Origin of the sequence: Dolichospermum sp. FACHB-1091 (genome assembly GCF_014697585.1) — a bacterium.
Classification (GTDB): Bacteria; Cyanobacteriota; Cyanobacteriia; order Cyanobacteriales; family Nostocaceae; genus Dolichospermum.
Map to the genome: position 1 here is coordinate 64872 of NZ_JACJSB010000013.1, position 17121 is coordinate 81992.

General features: G+C 37.2%; 13 protein-coding genes and 1 pseudogene. 11 read left to right on the forward strand and 3 right to left on the reverse strand.

The window, feature by feature from the left end; all coding sequences use genetic code 11:
• Nucleotides 1-139 precede the first annotated feature (139 nt).
• Nucleotides 140-667 carry a cold shock domain-containing protein gene (locus tag H6G25_RS21155; protein ID WP_190392411.1) on the forward strand — a complete coding sequence of 176 codons (528 nt, stop codon included), beginning with the start codon at nucleotides 140-142 and terminating at the stop codon, nucleotides 665-667.
• Nucleotides 668-985: 318 nt separating this feature from the next.
• On the opposite strand, the gene hemL is transcribed toward H6G25_RS21155, so the two are convergent.
• Nucleotides 986-2284: a glutamate-1-semialdehyde 2,1-aminomutase gene (gene hemL, locus H6G25_RS10380; RefSeq protein WP_190392412.1), complete on the reverse strand. Its 1299-nt coding sequence runs from the start codon at nucleotides 2282-2284 to the stop codon at nucleotides 986-988.
• Between the two features lie 137 nt (nucleotides 2285-2421).
• Between hemL and hisIE the strand changes: the two genes are divergently transcribed.
• The 6 genes and pseudogenes from hisIE to H6G25_RS10410 all read left to right on the forward strand — a co-directional run bounded on the left by hisIE (nucleotide 2422) and on the right by H6G25_RS10410 (nucleotide 10549).
• Entirely contained in the window at nucleotides 2422-3072 is a 651-nt protein-coding gene (hisIE, locus tag H6G25_RS10385; protein WP_190392413.1) for a bifunctional phosphoribosyl-AMP cyclohydrolase/phosphoribosyl-ATP diphosphatase HisIE, read from the forward strand.
• Between the two features lie 156 nt (nucleotides 3073-3228).
• Nucleotides 3229-4518 carry a P-loop NTPase fold protein gene (locus H6G25_RS10390; protein ID WP_190392414.1) on the forward strand — a complete coding sequence of 430 codons (1290 nt, stop codon included), beginning with the start codon at nucleotides 3229-3231 and terminating at the stop codon, nucleotides 4516-4518.
• 108 nt (nucleotides 4519-4626) lie between these two features.
• Nucleotides 4627-7983, forward strand: a complete 3357-nt coding sequence (locus tag H6G25_RS10395) for an AAA family ATPase (protein ID WP_190392415.1) — start codon at nucleotides 4627-4629, stop codon at nucleotides 7981-7983.
• An 84-nt stretch (nucleotides 7984-8067) separates the two neighbouring features.
• The gene (locus H6G25_RS10400) at nucleotides 8068-9327 is read left to right on the forward strand and encodes an RNA-guided endonuclease TnpB family protein (RefSeq protein ID WP_190392416.1); all 1260 of its coding nucleotides are present in this window, start codon (nucleotides 8068-8070) and stop codon (nucleotides 9325-9327) included.
• 21 nt (nucleotides 9328-9348) lie between these two features.
• A pseudogene (locus tag H6G25_RS10405) lies at nucleotides 9349-9546 on the forward strand (WD40 repeat domain-containing protein); the annotation flags it as partial.
• Between the two features lie 307 nt (nucleotides 9547-9853).
• Entirely contained in the window at nucleotides 9854-10549 is a 696-nt protein-coding gene (locus H6G25_RS10410; protein ID WP_190392417.1) for a C40 family peptidase, read from the forward strand.
• Here H6G25_RS10410 and H6G25_RS10415 read toward each other — a convergent pair.
• On the reverse strand, nucleotides 10524-11258 hold the full coding sequence (locus tag H6G25_RS10415) for a DUF305 domain-containing protein (protein WP_190392418.1): 735 nt from the start codon (nucleotides 11256-11258) through the stop codon (nucleotides 10524-10526). The genes H6G25_RS10410 and H6G25_RS10415 overlap by 26 nt on opposite strands.
• Nucleotides 11259-11692: 434 nt before the next feature.
• Between H6G25_RS10415 and H6G25_RS10420 the strand changes: the two genes are divergently transcribed.
• The 3 genes from H6G25_RS10420 (at nucleotide 11693) to H6G25_RS10430 (ending at nucleotide 15059) form a co-directional block, all read left to right on the forward strand.
• Entirely contained in the window at nucleotides 11693-13387 is a 1695-nt protein-coding gene (locus tag H6G25_RS10420) for an NAD(P)H-quinone oxidoreductase subunit 4 (RefSeq protein ID WP_190392419.1), read from the forward strand.
• Nucleotides 13388-13512: 125 nt separating this feature from the next.
• Entirely contained in the window at nucleotides 13513-14076 is a 564-nt protein-coding gene (locus H6G25_RS10425) for a hypothetical protein (protein WP_028083032.1), read from the forward strand.
• Nucleotides 14077-14306: 230 nt separating this feature from the next.
• A complete protein-coding gene (locus H6G25_RS10430) occupies nucleotides 14307-15059 on the forward strand; it encodes an ATP-binding cassette domain-containing protein (RefSeq protein WP_190392420.1) in 753 nt (250 codons plus the stop codon).
• A gap of 141 nt (nucleotides 15060-15200) precedes the next feature.
• On the opposite strand, the gene H6G25_RS10435 is transcribed toward H6G25_RS10430, so the two are convergent.
• Nucleotides 15201-15971: a response regulator transcription factor gene (locus H6G25_RS10435; protein WP_190392421.1), complete on the reverse strand. Its 771-nt coding sequence runs from the start codon at nucleotides 15969-15971 to the stop codon at nucleotides 15201-15203.
• 779 nt (nucleotides 15972-16750) lie between these two features.
• Between H6G25_RS10435 and H6G25_RS10440 the strand changes: the two genes are divergently transcribed.
• On the forward strand, nucleotides 16751-17005 hold the full coding sequence (locus tag H6G25_RS10440) for a DUF6761 family protein (protein ID WP_028083035.1): 255 nt from the start codon (nucleotides 16751-16753) through the stop codon (nucleotides 17003-17005).
• Nucleotides 17006-17121 lie beyond the last annotated feature (116 nt).

The window sequence follows — 17121 nt, forward strand, 5'->3', positions numbered from 1 at the left end:
TTGAATTAACAATATTATTTATGGTTTTAGTTTGTCGGTTGGGTTCAAAAACTAAACCCAACTTATGTATTATTATTGATTAATGTTGGGTAACATACGTCAACCCAATCTTGATCTTAGAGGTATGTGAGAAGATGTTATGCGTAAAGGTGTGATTACACAATGGAAAGATAACAGGGGTTTTGGATTTATACAACCTAGTGATGGAGGTAAAGAAATTTTCCTTCATATCAGTGAAATAAAGGGGGCAAGTCGTCGTCCAAAAGTCGGTGATACAATCCTGTACGAATTAACAACAGCCTCAGATGGAAAACTTCGCGCCACTACAGCATCAATTGATGGAGTTCCATCTCTACCTGTCAGAAAATACCAAAAGGTAAAAAAAGGTAGTCTTATGAAAAAACTGATCGGGATTACTGTTGCTGTTGGTTGTGTTATTTTGGCAACGGAATTTAGAGGTAGCCGTTCTCCAACTCCAATCACATCGTTCACTAAACCAGGATGTAAAATCAAAGGTAATATTTCTATAAACACTGGTCGTAAGTTTTATCACATTCCTGGCTCTGAAGATTATGAATCAACAGTCATTGATCCAAGCAAGGGAGAGAAATGGTTTTGTCAAGAGTCAGAAGCCTTGGCTAATGGTTGGCGTAAAGCACCAAAATAAAATTTTTCGTAACCCAACACATTTATTATTACTGCTTGATGTTGGGTAACATACGTCAACCCAACCTACGGAGTTATTGAACCACGAAGACACGAAGGACAGGAAGAATAAAGAATTTTGTAGATTGGGTTAAATGAAATGCAACCCAACACATTTATTATTACTCCTTGATGTTGGGTAACATACGTCAACCCAACCTACAATTTTAGGCGTTGCTGATTTTCGGTGGGTTATAAAGTTCCTCTTATAATAAGTAAGAGACAACAGCTTTTGATGTCCTATGTCTCTTACCCCTTATCTTTGACCTATTTATAGGTTTTATAGACTAGACAAAACATCTTTTGCTGCGGCTAAGGTCTGTTCTATGTCTTCTTTGGTGTGTGCTAAAGAAGTGAAACCAGCTTCAAATTGAGATGGTGCTAGGTAAATACCATGTTCTAACATTCCGCGATGAAAACGACCAAATTTAGCTGTATCAGCCTTTTTAGCGTCTTCATAATTATGTACTGGTCCAGAGGTGAAAAACAACCCAAACATCGCGCTTATATTACCACCACAAGCAGCATGACCTGTATCATTGCAGATTTTTAACAATCCATCAGCTAACTGTTTAGTAATTTGTTCTAGGTATTCATAATTACCAGGCTTGCTCAATAATTCTAGGGTTTTAATCCCCGCTGTCATAGCTAAAGGATTACCGGAAAGAGTTCCTGCTTGATACACAGGACCTGCGGGAGCAATCATAGACATGATTTCGCGGCGACCACCGTACGCGCCCACGGGTAAACCGCCACCAATGACTTTACCTAAAGTTGTTAAGTCGGGAGTAATACCAAATTTTTCCTGAGCGCCACCGTAAGCAATCCGAAAGCCTGTCATGACTTCATCAAATACTAATAATGCACCATATTCATGGGTAAGTTCCCTGAGTCCTTCTAAGAACCCAGCATCAGGGGTAATAAAACCGGCGTTACCAACTATGGGTTCAAGAATGATACCAGCGATTTCCCCAGGGTTTTGTTCAAATAGGGCTTTTACCGCTTCTAAATCATTGAAAGGGGCGGTTAAAGTGCTGGCTGTGGTAGCTTTGGGTACTCCGGGTGAGTCAGGTAAACCCAGGGTAGCGACTCCAGAACCGGCTTTGACCAAGAACATATCAGCGTGTCCGTGATAGCAGCCTTCAAACTTGATCACTTTTTCTCTGTTAGTGAAGGCTCGCATGAGTCGTAATACAGCCATACAAGCTTCTGTACCAGAGTTGACAAATCTGACCATTTCGACGCTAGGAACAGCATCAATGACCATTTCCGCTAAAATATTTTCCAGGACGCAAGGAGCGCCAAAACTAGTCCCTTTGTCTAGGGCTGTGTGTAGTGCGGAAATGACTTCCGGGTGAGCATGACCACAAATGGCTGGTCCCCAAGTACCAACATAGTCAATGTATTTGTTACCGTCTACATCCCAAATATATGCGCCATTAACACGATCAAATACTATTGGTTGTCCACCTACGGATTTAAACGCACGCACGGGAGAACTAACCCCTCCGGGCATAAGTTTTTGAGCAGCAGCAAAGATTTCTTGTGATTTTGTGGTTCTAATTGAGGTATTTACCAAGGTTTCCTCCCTAAACTGGGGAAATAAATAATTTATGCTCTATCTTAGGATAGGTCGAAAAGTTACTCAGAATTTCTATGATCTAGAATTAACTGAAAATGGTATGTTAAGTCAAAGATTATTCTAAATTAACTGCTATGTCCTCTCCCCAACTGTTATCACTCTCATCTGCTATCCCTGTGGACAAAATTCGCTATGATGACAAGGGTTTAGTTCCGGCTATTATCCAAGACTATCTAGATGGTACGGTGCTAATGATGGCTTGGATGAATCAAGAATCTTTACAAAAGACTTTAGAAACTGGGGAAACTTGGTTTTGGAGTCGTTCCCGTCAGGAATTTTGGCACAAAGGAGCAACTTCTGGCCATATTCAAAAGGTGCAAAGTATTCGTTATGATTGCGATAGTGATGCTCTGTTGGTGGTTGTGGAGCAACTGGGTGATGTTGCTTGTCATACAGGGGAGCGTAGTTGTTTTCACCAGGTGAGTGGGACGGTGACACCACCACCAGGGGATAGTTTATCACAATTGTTTGATGTCATCTGCGATCGCCGGGATGATCCTAATGAAACTTCTTATACCTGTAAATTATTGGCAGGTGGTGATAATAAGATTTTGAAAAAGATTGGTGAGGAAAGCGCGGAGGTGGTTATGGCTTGTAAAGATGATGATAGTGATGCGATCGCTGGTGAAGTCGCGGATTTATTTTATCATACTCTGGTAGCTTTGGCATATCATCAAGTTGATTTAAGGGCTGTGTATCGTAAATTACATGAGCGGCGAAAGTAATTGAATGATGTTTCACGCCAAGACGCAAAGTCGCAAAGACAATTAACACACCCTACAAAGGGTATTTTTTTGTCGGAAGTCATTGAATAATTAGGTAATTGCCTGTATACTTACTCAAGTAATAACTATGATGAAAATAGTTGGCGATAATTTACTATGAAATTTGATTTAACAAGATTTTATCAAGCTTGTAACCCTAACAAAACTCTTGATCAAAGTAAAGCTGAAGATAGACAATATTATATTGATTTTTCCGAGGTACGGGGTGCAGAAATTATTAGGGAATTTAGAAGAACTATTGCTTTACTTTCTCCTGAAATTCCCACTTGTCAATTATTTACGGGACATATTGGTTGTGGTAAATCTACTGAATTACTGCGGTTAAAAGCAGAATTGGAAAACTCAGAATTTCATGTAGTTTATTTTGAGTCTAGCCAAAGTTTAGATTTAGCCGATATTGATATTACAGATATTTTACTAGCGATCGCTCGTGAAGTTAGTCAAAGTTTAGAAGCAGCAGAAATTAAACTCAAACCAGGATACTTTCAAAAACTATTCACAGAAATAGCGGAACTTTTACAAACACCCTTAGATATTGGTTTTGAAGCGGAATTATCTGTAGGTATTGGCAAAATTACTGCTAAAACAAAGGATAGTCCTAAATTGCGGAGTCAACTCCGACAATATTTAGAACCTCGTACCAATGGAATTTTAGAATCAATTAATCAAGAATTGCTTATCCCCGCAACAGAAAAACTAAAAAAACGCGGTAAAACAGGTTTAGTTGTGATCATTGATAATCTAGATAGGATAGATAATGCTGTTAAACCAAATGGTCAATATCAACCAGAATATCTATTTGTAGAAAGGGGTGAACAATTAAATAAATTAAAATGTCATGTTGTTTATACAATTCCTCTAGTTTTGATATTTTCTAATGCTTTAGGTAGATTAACAAATCGCTTTGGAGTAGATCCTAAAGTTTTACCAATGGTAGCAGTTAAACAAAGGAATGGTACAGATTATCCCGCAGGAATTACGCTATTACAAGAAATGATTATGAAAAGAGCTTTTCCCGGAGCCAGTGGAGAGGAAAGTCAAAATTTAATTACAGAAATATTTGATAGTCCTGAGACATTAGAACGACTTTGTAAAGTTAGCGGTGGTCATTTGCGTAACTTGTTAATGTTATTATTTCGTTGTTTACAAATGGAAGACACACCAATTTCTCGAAAATGTCTGGAAACAGTGATCAAAAAACGTTGTAATGAGTTAAATTTAGCAATTACACCTGACGAATGGGAGTTATTACAGGAAGTACAAAAGACAAAAAACTATCGAGGAAATGAAAAATATGATATCCTACTTCGCAGTATGTTTGTCTTTGAATATCGAGATGAAAATGGATCTTGGTTTGATATTAATCCAATTTTAATAGAAACCTAGGGTGTGTTAGAAATGTAGGGTGTGTTAGCGACAGCGTAACGCACCATTTTGATTTTTTGCAAGCCTCTAAAAACCTAAATATCTTAACTGAAATGAGGAAACCATATCATGAATCATCCAGAAATCTCCCCCGATAATAATCAAAATTCTTTGCGAACGGTATTGAGAGCAATTAATTTTTCTCAAGGTCAATTATCGTTGATTTTTCTGCGTTGTAATTATGCAAAATTACGTCAGCAAATATCAGCACAAATTCATCAAGTTTCCTCTATTCCTATTAAAGAAATAACTTTAACAGCATCTACAAAAAGTTTGTACAATCAAATATCTCAAGAATTGGGAAATGAACAACCACCAGCCTTAATGATTTCTGGTTTAGACTCTGTAAAAAACATTGATGTAATTTTGAATCTGTCTAATCAAATTCGAGAGGAATTTAGAAAAAACTTCCCCTTTCCGATTTTGATTTGGATAGATGATCAAATTCTTAAAAAAATTATCCGCGTCGCACCAGATTTAGAAAGTTGGGGGAGTATTCTGGATTTTGAAAATGATGGGGAGGATTTAATTAATCTCCTTCGAGAAAAAACAGAAGAAATATTTATTAATGATCATATTCCCAGTCCTCAAGTTTATCAAGAAATAGAATTTGCAACTCAGGATTTACAAAATAGAAAAGCAGTAATAAACCCAGAAATACAAGCTGGTTTAAATTTGGCCTTTGGTTTACGGGAATATCAACAAGATCATCTAGATCAGGCTTTAAGTTATTTTCAAAAAAGTCAAGAATTTTGGCTAAATAATCTAAATAATAATTTAGAACGTTATGGGATAATATTGGTAAAAATATCTTTGGTTTATACCCGCAAAGCGGAAATTAACAATGGTGAAGATTTAGAAAATTGGCAAAATTCTAGAAATTATTTACAGCAAGCTGTAGAGATTTTTGAAAAAGCGCAAAGATTAGATCTAGTAATTCAATATATCAACGATTTAGGGAAAATATTCGGACATTTAAAAGCGTGGAATGATTTAGAAAATCTAGCTCAAAAATCGTTGAAATTATCTGAAAATCTAGAGACGTTCCATGGAACATCTCTACAACCTTCACAAATAATGTGGTTAGGTCAAAATTACGGTTTTCTCGCAGAAGTAGCTTTAGAAAATCAAGACTATCCAAAAGCAAATCAATACGCACAACAAGCAATAGATATTTTAACTAAAATTCCCAATTTACCCTCCCAAGCATATAGCCAATATCGTTTATTTATGTCCCATTCTCAAGTGGGTTTAGGGGAAATATCCGCAGCTATTCAAACCTTAGAAACTGCTAAAAATCAAAGTTATCATCAATATAATCCTAAACTTTATATTGCGATTTTAGAAAAATTAAGTTCTCTCTATTTCCAAGAAAAACAATATTTAAAAGCATTTAATCTCAAACAAGAAAAATTACAAATTGAACAACAATATGGTTTTCGGGCTTTTGTGGGTGCTTCTTATCTAAACCCCCAACGTCAAATTATCAATACTCCCTTACCCGGTGAACAGAGGGGACTCGAAAACTTGGAAAATATCGGTACAATTGCTAGAGAAATTTCTGCTTCAGGAAGAGAACAAGATGTTAAACGGTTGCGGGAAAGAATCGCAGGAACTCAACATAAATTAACTGTAATTCATGGTCAGTCTGGAGTTGGTAAAAGTTCGATTTTACAAGGTGGTTTAATTCCCGCTCTTCAACAAGAACCCATTGGAGAACGGAACGCTGTACCTATATATTTACGAGTTTATACAAATTGGATAGAACTTTTAGGAGAGCATTTAAAATCAACAAAATCAACCAATGATCAATTATCCCTACATTCTACAGAGACAATTATTCAACAATTGCGAAAAAATGCTGATAAATATTTATTAACGGTTTTGATATTTGACCAATTTGAGGAATTTTTCTTTGTTTATACTGATAAAATCCAGAGAAAACCATTTTATGACTTTTTCCGCATCTGTTTAGATATTCCTTTTGTAAAAATAGTTCTTTCCTTACGGGAAGATTATTTACATTATTTATTAGAATTAGATCGTTTAGTTGATTTGACAGTCACTAATAATAATATTCTTGATAAAGATATTCGCTATTATTTAGGTAACTTTTCTCCCGCAGACGCTCAAACAGTGATTCAAAGTCTCACGGAAAAAACTCAGTTTTATTTACAAACAGAATTAATTACTGAATTGGTCAAAGAATTAGCGGGAGATATGGGAGAAGTTCGACCCATAGAATTACAAATTGTGGGAACACAATTACAAACTGAACAAATTACAACCTTAGCAAAATATCGAGAATTTGGCAATAAGGAAAAGTTAGTAGAAAAGTTTTTAAAAGATGTGATTAAAGACTGTGGTTCAGAACATGAACAAGCAGCACGACTAGTATTATATTTACTCACTGATGAAAATAATACCAGACCTTTAAAAACTAAAGATGAATTAGTAGTAAAATTACCAGAAAGTGAAAATCTGGATTTAATTTTAAATATCTTCGTTGCGTCCGGTTTAGTCTTACTCTTACCAGAATCTCCAGCAGATAGATATCAGTTAGTACATGATTATTTAGTTGAGTTTATTCGTCAACAGCAGGGAAATGAATTATTAGCAAAATTAGCTCAAGCTCAAGCAGAATTAAAACAGGAAAAGGAAGCTAAACAGATAATAGAAAAAGCCAGAATTCAAGGAGAAAAAAGATTAAAATTAAGTTCTGGTTTAGCTGCGGGTTTTATCGTAATTGCAGGTATGGCTTCCTATTATGCTGGAATTAATTTTAAAAAAGCTCAAACTGCTCAAACTCAATTAGAAAAACTAAATTCCCTAATTAGAAATGCTAATGCTGATCTGGAAAAGTCCCAAAATTCATTAAAAAAAGCACAAATTTATCAGTCCTACATTTCAGTAAAACCTAAAGCAATAATCAAAGATACTAAAGGAATAATCGGAGAACTTGAGAAGCACAAAAAAATGGGTTGGCCAATTGGCCTAACGGGAGATAAACTCGAACCGGACGCATTTCTCCAGTTCTTTAACAGGAGGAATCTGCAATTTGCGTTTTATGTAAAAAGTATTCCACTGGGTGACTCTTCTGCTTATGATAAGAATATCACTACGTTAAATACGTATATTAAATCAATTATTGACCGGGAGATTGAAGAATGCAAAAAGCAGATTGCTAATCTTGAAAATTACAAAAAGAACGGTTGGCCAATTAGTCCACAGAAGGATAACCTCAAAGACCCATTCCTGAGCTTTTTCACTAGGAGGGATCTGATATTTGTGTTTTATGTACCAAAGAGTGCAGGAAAATTGCCATTGGGTGACTCTTCTGCTTATGATAAGAACATCAACACTCTGAGGGGCTACATAAAAGAACTAAAAGCTACAGTGTGGAATTTACAGGCTTTGAACCTGTAACTTAAATTCTAGCCAGATGTAGATAAACTTGCCGAAATGTACTATTTTAGATCAAATAGTCATCAAAACATTGGAGGTCGAACAATGTTACTTAGTTTCAAGACTGCGCTTATCCCAAACAACCAACAAGTTACAGCTTTTCGCAAAGCTTCTGGAGTAGCTAGACACGCCTACAACTGGGCAAATGCTCAAATTAAGGATATTTTAGCCGCCCAAAAAGAAGGCGAAAAACTTAAACTCCCATCAGCGATTGACCTCCATAAAAGGTTAGTTGCTGAGGTTAAATATGAACATGATTGGTATTACGAAGTTAACAAAAATGTACCACAAAAAGCATTAGCTGATTTACGTCAAGCTTGGGATAGATGCTTTAAAAAAGTATCAAAACAACCCCGATTTAAGAAGAAAGGACAACGTGATTCTTTCTATTTGGAGTCAGGAACTAAAGCTAAACCATTAATTAAAAATGATGGTAAAAGAATTAAATTACCTTCTATAGGTTGGGTTAGATTAGCTGAACCATTACCAGTTACAGCCATTCATAATTGTGTAATTTCTAGACAAGCCGATAGGTGGTTTATAGCCATTAAACATGAAGTTGAAAGACCTGTTTTAGTTGCTCCTAGACCGACTGTTGGGGTTGACATTGGTATCAAAGAGTTAGCAGTTTGCAGCCATGGTAAAATATTTGAGAATCCTCAAGCATACCGACGTAAAAGTAAACGCATGAAACGTTTACAGCGTAGTGTTAGCCGCAAGGTAAAGGGGTCTAAAAATAGAATCAAAGCTGTCAAGAAACTAGGTAAAATACACGCCAAAGTTTCCAATATTCGCCAGGATTCCATTCATAAGTTAACCTACTATCTAGCTAAAAACCACAGCGTGATAAAGATAGAGGATTTGCACGTTAAGGCATTTTTAAAGAACCACAAATTAGCGGGTGCTATCGCGGATTGTGGGATGTATGAGTTCAAACGACAACTAGAGTACAAAACTGAGAAATTTGGAAGTCAATTAATCCTTGTGGATAGATTTTTTCCCAGTTCTCAAATATGCTCTAACTGCGGTAATCATCGTCATAAAATGCCATTAAAAAACCGCGTTTATGTCTGTCCTAATTGTGGATATACAGAGGATAGAGATTTAAACGCGGCTAAAAATATTGACCGATGGTTTATGGATATTTTTATCCCTGAAAGGTCAGATATGGCGGTAAGCTCTACCGTGTCAGCCTGTGGAGTAGATAAACCTCTCAAGAGTCATCTTGAGACTACAGTGAAGCAGGAAATAAATACTAAGATGATCGCTGTCCAGATGTGTCTAGACTTGGGTAGTTTTGGGTAAGTTTTATAGAGCGGACATCAGGATTCTGTCAATAGTGTAAGTTTCAGTCCCGACGGTAAAACCATTGCTACTGCTTCTGCGGACAACACAGCGCGGTTGTGGCCTGTACGGAATTTAGACCGGGTACTTAAAGATGGTTGTGCTTGGGTAAAGGATTATTTACACAATCCGGGGGTTAAATTGAGTGACCAAGAGCGCCGATTATGTGATGATATTTGAAGTTGTCTGAATCAGGATATCCAGGATTAAAGGATTAACAGGAAATAATTTTTAATAGGAAGTAGGGATTTTTTCAATGATAGGAAAGCTAATTAAATTACCCCCCTTAGTCCCCCCTTGGAAATGGGGGAAACCGGAAAATCCAGTTACCTCCCCTTAACAAGGGGAGGGTTAGGGTGGGGTTAAAAATATTTGATACATCAATCATAACTTTTCCAACACCCTCTAACAGAAAGGTGATAAAATTACCATTCTGTACATCCTTAAATCTTGTAAATTCTGATTTAGAAAATATTACATATTACTCATGTCTTTAAACTTATTAATTCCCCATTCTCCCACAACAGAATATCAATGTTTACGCGACCTCAATCTCTATAATTCTCCCGAATGCGTCAGTTTAGCCACCCAAGCTGCTACAGGACGACATTTAAAAATAACATCAAATCATCAAAATACCGCAGTTACAGTATGTTTATGTGAAGATGATTATCCCGGATGGTTATCACTTGAAGATTTACAGTTTCTTCAACCCGCAGAAACCGTATATCAACCCCAATTTATCTCAACCGCAGAAATTCAACAACACATACCCGCTGTTATCGCTTTTACCCACGCAGCAAAAGCACAAAATAATTATTACCTTTGGGGTGGTACAGTTGCACCTAATTATGATTGTTCTGGTTTAATGCAAGCAGCTTTTAAATCTGTCCATATTTGGCTACCCAGAGACGCTTATCAACAGGAGGCCTTTACCCAACCCATTGATATTACTGAACTACAACTGGGAGATTTGATATTTTTTGGTACTCCTCACAAGGCCACTCACGTAGGTTTATATTTAGGTGATGGTTATTACATTCACAGTTCAGGAAAAGACCAAGGACGCAATGGTATTGGTATTGACCAACTTTCGGAACAGGGAGATAAGGTTAGTCTAGCCTATTATCAACAATTACGCGGTGCTGGTAGGGTTGTTAACAGTTATATTGGTAACTCCTAACTTGTCTAGATAACGTAAGTTGCTTCATTTGGTTAATCTCTGCTTGCTGTGAATTAATAATACTAGTCGCCAGTTTTTTAATTTCAGGACGTTTAGACTTGTTCAATGCGTCTTCAGCCATTTTAATAGCACCTTCGTGATGGGGAATCATCGCATTTATAAACTGCAAATCATCAGCATCAGATGATCCCAGGTCTTCATCCATCATCATACCTTGTCTTTGCTGGTCAGACATGGGGATTGTTTTACCCGTTTTAGGGTCATAGGTCATCGGAGTTATGCTTGCTGAAGCATACCATGTTTTACGCCACTGTTTTAGCTCGGCAATTTCTTGATCTTGAGCTTTGATAATTTCTGCGGCCAGCTTTTTGACTTCAGGGCGTTTTGATTTCTCTAGGGCCTGTTTTGCCATTTTTACGCCTCCTTGATGATGGGGAATCATTGCATCAATAAAGCGCAAATCATAATTAGTATCGGCTGGACCTAAATTTATTTCCATTTTGTGCTTAATACCACCTCCATGATTCATCATATCACCATCGTGCTTCATTTGTTTATGATTAAGAGCATCAGTTTTACTAGTATCAGTATTTGGTGTTTTACTTTCGGGAGTGGTTACGGAGCAGGCTGTTATAAGTCCGCCATAAACAGAAGCGATCGCTAATGAGGTTAGTAGCAAAAAGCTATTTCTTACCTTGGGAATTTGCATAGAAGTTATTGAAGTTATTAATGTGGGAAAAGTTAGACGCGAGAACAAAATAAATATACTTAGTAGGGTGGGCATTTCCCAGTATAGTTTCTTGGAGGATGTTTTAAAAGTATCATAGGACACAGATAAACATAAGAGACTTCCAATTAAAAAAATACCGAAAAATTTCTTGTGGTGCGGGCCGAAAAGCCCGCTAATAATACAAGGATTGCTGGATGCCCATCCCACAGGATTGGATCATCATTACACACAAATGGTGTAATTTTAAACGATTATCTAGACAAACCAATTTTTTAAACTATTCAATCCTCATCATAAGATATTTTTAAGTAAATATTTTCTTATACCTAACTTGGGTAAAAACTTATAAAGAAATTGTTAAAAAGTTTAGTACAATAATCTGATTAGACAAATAAGTATTTTTTCCTATTGACATGATAGCGGATCAATTTCCTTGGCTTACCGCAATTGTCCTATTTCCACTCCTGGCCTCCTTTCTTATCCCCCTATTCCCTGATAAGGACGGTAAGGTTGTACGTTGGTACGCGCTAGGTGTAGGTATAGCAGACTTCGTTTTGATGTGTTTAGCTTTTTGGCAGCATTATGATGCCAGTAGTGCTAGTTTTCAACTCGTAGAAAATTATGTTTGGATGCCTCAATTAGGCTTAAATTGGACCGTTTCTGTTGATGGTATTTCCGCTCCCTTGGTGCTTTTAGCAGGTTTTGTTACCACCCTTGCCATTTTTTCCGCTTGGCAAGTCGATCGCAGACCAAAGCTCTTTTACTTTCTCATGCTTGTGTTATATTCTGCACAAGTTGGAGTATTTGTCGCCCAAGACTTGCTATTATTTTTCATTATGTGGGAAGTGGAACTGATTCCCGTATATCTATTAGTCTGTATTTGGGGTGGACAAAGACGACGCTACGCAGCTACTAAATTTCTCATTTACACCGCAGCAGCTTCTATATTTATCTTGGTAGCAGCGCTCGCACTGGGTTTATATGGCGGTGGAGATGTCACATTTGATATCGCTCAACTCGCACACAAAGAATATCCCCTCACCTTCCAACTACTACTATACGCTGGTTTATTAATTGCCTTTGGCGTAAAATTGGCAATTTTTCCCCTACATACTTGGCTACCTGATGCTCACGGTGAAGCGTCTTCCCCAGTATCTATGATTTTAGCCGGTGTACTCCTAAAAATGGGCGGATATGGACTAATTCGCCTGAATATTGACCTACTTTCCGACGCTCATGTTTACTTTGCTCCTATTCTCGTTATTCTCGGTGTTGTCAATATTATCTATGGTGCTTTAAATTCCTTCGCTCAAACGAACATGAAACGTCGTTTGGCCTATTCCTCAATCTCTCACATGGGTTTTGTCCTTATAGGAATTGCATCTTTTACCGATTTGGGTATCAATGGCGCAATGTTACAAATGATATCCCATGGTTTAATTGCTTCTGTTTTATTCTTCCTCGCAGGTGTCACCTACGATCGCTCTCATACTATGATGATGGCAGAAATGGGTGGTATTGGTCAAGCAATGCCAAAGGTATTTGCTCTATTTACAATGGGAGCTATGGCTTCTTTAGCTTTACCAGGAATGAGTGGTTTTGTCGGTGAACTTTCTGTATTTGTGGGTATCACTACTAGTGATGTTTACACTACCACTTTTTGCACTGTTACGGTTTTTCTCGCTGCTGTAGGGGTTATCCTCACACCCATTTATCTCCTTTCTATGCTACGTCAAGTATTTTACGGTTCTGGTGCAGACCTGATCTGTGATATTAACAATGCAGGTATTCAAAATCAAGAAGATGAAGGAACTGCTTGTTTTGGTACAGATTGTCTTTTACCAACGGAAACTATCTATACTGATGCTAGGCCACGAGAAATTTTCATTGCTGCTTCTTTTCTAGTGTTAATTATTGGCATAGGTTTTTATCCTAAAATTGCCATGCAAATGTATGATGCAACAACTGTGGCTGTGAATAGTCATGTTCGTCAATCTTATACTATCATCTCCCAAACTAATCCTCGTGTTTATGCTGGTGGTTTGTTGAATCCCCAAGTTAATCATACTGAGTTAACTCCTGTTTTGGGAATTTTACAAAAATCTTAGGCTACATCAGGACTTTTTTTCTCACGCAAAGACGCTTTAGAAGCAGAGAGTTTTATGTTGATGGTTTTGTCAAATTTTGGTGGTTTTATCGTTACGATAAATATATCGTTAATGATTGTAACACCATGACGGCTAATTTAACTAATGGTTTGACCTCTGTTTTTCGTCTTTCTCCTCTGATTCGGATCACTTTGTTAAGTTTATATTTAGCGTTGACGGTTCCTTTACCGTTTTTAGCTCAGTTAACAGCCGCAACTATTCCTCCCTGGTTATTATGGATAGGAATTGGTTGCGGTTTTATTTTGTTGTATGCTGTTTTGACTGAAAGGGTGATTTTAGATGAGGAAGGAATTAAGGTTACTTACTCAGGTTGGTTTTCTCAGTTTTTTCGTCGCGGTTGGAGTTTATCATGGTCGGAAGTGAAAGAGTTAAAGCCACGAACGACTGGACAAGGTGGTTTAGTATATTATTTTATTACTCAGGATGGTAAGGCTTATTTATTACCTATGCGAATGTCTGGATTTTCTAAGTTTATCAATATTGTCGCCGCAAAAACTGGTATTGATACTCAAGATGTTCGTCCTTTATCACAGCCTTGGATGTATTTAATTTTGTTAGGTTTGACTTTATTATTGCTATTAGTAGATATTTGGACTATTCAAGCTGCATTAGTTATGGGTCATGGGTAATAAGTATTTGGGTGATTAAATTTCGATAAATTATTTGGCATTGCATATCTGATTTGATGCTTTAATTTAGCAATGCCAATAATTTAACTCTGTAATCATCTCCATTTAACCAAGAAAGGTTACAACATAAATTGTAACTTTTTACATTAAGAATGTATTGGCTTACATTAAGAATGTATTAAGTTACAATAAGATTTTAATAGTTTACATTAAAAATGTAGTTTATTACTATGCTTGTATTAGAATCCGTGAGTTTATGTGGACGTTTACAGAATCAACATCAATACCCGATTTTACAGAATATTTCTTTTAGAGTATCACCAGGCGATCGCTTTGCTATTGTAGGTGTATCTGGTGCTGGTAAAACTTCCCTATTACGTCTGATTAATCGGCTAAATGAACCTACTAGCGGGAAAATATATTTTAAAAATCAGGAATATCACAAAATTCCTGTAATTCAATTACGTCAACAGATAATGCTTGTGCAACAAGAATCTAAACTGTTGGGGATGACAGTAGAAGAAAATTTAGCTTATCCTTTAACTTTGCGTGGTTTACCTAAACCAACTATTCAGGAAAAAGTCAGTTATTGGCGGGAAAAACTGCAAATTCCTGAACAATGGTTAGGACGGACAGAAGTACAACTTTCTGGAGGGCAAAAACAGTTAATTGCGATTGCTCGCGCTTTAGTTACCGAACCGCAAATTTTACTATTAGATGAGCCTACGTCGGCGTTAGATACCCCTGCAATTACTAATTTAATCAATATCCTCACTCAATCAAATCAAGCCCATTCTTCGGCGATTTTGATGGTAAATCGGCAAAGGGATTTAGTGCAGGAGTTTTGTACCCATGTTTTACATCTTCACCAAGGTCAATTAGTGGTTAATCAACCTGCGGCTGAAGTAGACTGGGAAAACTTAGCAGTCACCCTGACAGCAGCAGAAAACCAAGAATTAGAAGAATGGACAATTAATTATTAGTTAGTGGTCATTTTACAGGGGTTTCCGCTCTTATGAGGTACATCTTAAGCCCCCTCCTCGCTTGCGGGGAGGGGGTTGGGGGTGGGGTTCTTGTACCTCATAACATCGGGAAGTGCTGTATCTGTTAAGAGTTTCCTGAAATCAAGAACTTTGAGCGGTTAATACGGGAAGTTGATTAGTAAATCTTTCTCTTGGTAATTTCCCTTGTTGTTGAGCGATATTAGCATTCAAAATTTCCATGTTAAATCGGTATCCAACATTACGAATAGTTTGGATTAAACTGGGTTGACGAGGATCAAGTTCCACCTTCTTCCGCAGCGATAAAACATGAGTATCAATGGTGCGCGGGTTATCAATAGCGTCAGGCCAAGCACGACGCAATAATTCCGATCTACTTAAAGGCACTCCTCCAGCTTGTGCTAAGACATACAATAAACTAAATTCCTGGGGAGTCAAATCAATAAATTCCCCTTGGAAACGAACCCGACGCTGGACTAAATCAATTTGCAAACTGCCATAATCTAAATAAGCTGGTGCATTAGGTGTGCGGTGACGACGAAGAATGGCCTCAACCCTAGCCAAAAATTCCTGCATTCCAAAGGGTTTGCTTAAATAATCATCTGCTCCTGCTTTTAAACCCGCAACAATATCGGCTTCATTGGTACGAGCAGATAACATCAAAATTAAAGGCTGTTGTTGACGATGTAACCAGCGGCACAAATCCATACCATCGCCATCGGATAAATCCGCATCTAAAATAATTAGAGTTGGTTGATGGCTTTGAAATACTTCTTTTGCTTGATAAATACTGGCAGCTTGATGAACTCGGTATTCTAGTTGTTGCAAGTGCCAACCCAATAACGATCTCAGATGGGGATTCCCCTCAACAATTTCAATACAAACCGAACCCACAGTGGCAAAACCCCTTAGCGTTGATGAATCTCAAATTAACAATCTCGTGGTCAAGGTTTTGTAGTTTTTGTTACCTCAATGAAGATATTCTTCACATTTCCCTCAAGAAAACCTTGCAAAAAATTTATTTTTCACTTTATTTGCAATCAAGCAGGTGACTTTATTAAATTATTATTACATTTACATTCTCTAAACTCAAATTGCTATTTGTCTAGGGTGGTTTAGTAATTTCTGGTAATTGGTATAAAATTGTTTACTTGCCAAGCCCTACTTATGATTAAACTTTAATTTGAATCATTTGTCCTACTCCTAAAGAGATATGATAAACTCATATAACAATCATTTATCAAAGGGAGTAGGATACAATTCACACCTGATTATGACTCTTAGTTAAACAAGACTTGTTTTCTATCCATGAGGTGGCTAAGAAGTTATAAAACTTGATTATACAGGTTTGGACTATGGCTAAATTTGTATTCCTCAAGAAAACCGGACAAAAATTGGATCAATATCAATTAGCACCTGTGATGATCAACACCAAGTTAACACCATGCTAGATTGCTAAATCTAACTTTTGACAAAGAATCGTAAAAATACACTACAAAATCACCTTATGTCCAGTTTTTTGGACTAGGATTTAATTAAGTTTTTAGCTGCTGAGGGGTCTCATCTAAAGTCCAAATATTACTTATGAGTTCATACATAAGCAGGAAGTGATACTTCATTGAGCGTGAATCATCATCTACAATTCTCATTCCCAAGAGACTAATACAGCAGTTATGCTCCAAGACACACAAACCATCCGCTACTACCAAAGACTTACCGACGCCTTCGTCGAATTATGGAATCGCGGTTATCGTATGGATGATATGCGGATGTATTTGGATGGATACCTAGCCGCACTCAGACATAGTAATATCATTGAACCCTACTGGATTCATCGCTTAGAAGAGGAAGCCAGCCGCTATTTGCATGATGTATCGAATTTTACAATGGTTCAACCAGAACCCGAAAGACAACATCGCTACTACTAAAGGTAGATTTTGATTTTATCGAGTAGCTACCATCTGACTATAGCGACTGTAGTACAATTTTTGATACTCCCCTCAGTTTGATGCTGCTGAGGGGAATTTTGCTGTTGTTGGTTATA

Coding starts and splice junctions, on each gene's coding strand:
- H6G25_RS10425 (WP_028083032.1), top strand. CDS start 13,513: ATGACGGCTAATTTAACTAATGGTTTGACCTCTGTTTTTCGTCTTTCT.
- H6G25_RS10395 (WP_190392415.1), top strand. CDS start 4,627: ATGAATCATCCAGAAATCTCCCCCGATAATAATCAAAATTCTTTGCGA.
- H6G25_RS10400 (WP_190392416.1), top strand. CDS start 8,068: ATGTTACTTAGTTTCAAGACTGCGCTTATCCCAAACAACCAACAAGTT.
- H6G25_RS10390 (WP_190392414.1), top strand. CDS start 3,229: ATGAAATTTGATTTAACAAGATTTTATCAAGCTTGTAACCCTAACAAA.
- H6G25_RS10440 (WP_028083035.1), top strand. CDS start 16,751: ATGCTCCAAGACACACAAACCATCCGCTACTACCAAAGACTTACCGAC.
- H6G25_RS21155 (WP_190392411.1), top strand. CDS start 140: ATGCGTAAAGGTGTGATTACACAATGGAAAGATAACAGGGGTTTTGGA.
- H6G25_RS10420 (WP_190392419.1), top strand. CDS start 11,693: ATGATAGCGGATCAATTTCCTTGGCTTACCGCAATTGTCCTATTTCCA.
- hisIE (WP_190392413.1), top strand. CDS start 2,422: ATGTCCTCTCCCCAACTGTTATCACTCTCATCTGCTATCCCTGTGGAC.
- H6G25_RS10410 (WP_190392417.1), top strand. CDS start 9,854: ATGTCTTTAAACTTATTAATTCCCCATTCTCCCACAACAGAATATCAA.
- H6G25_RS10415 (WP_190392418.1), bottom strand. CDS start 11,258: ATGCAAATTCCCAAGGTAAGAAATAGCTTTTTGCTACTAACCTCATTA.
- H6G25_RS10430 (WP_190392420.1), top strand. CDS start 14,307: ATGCTTGTATTAGAATCCGTGAGTTTATGTGGACGTTTACAGAATCAA.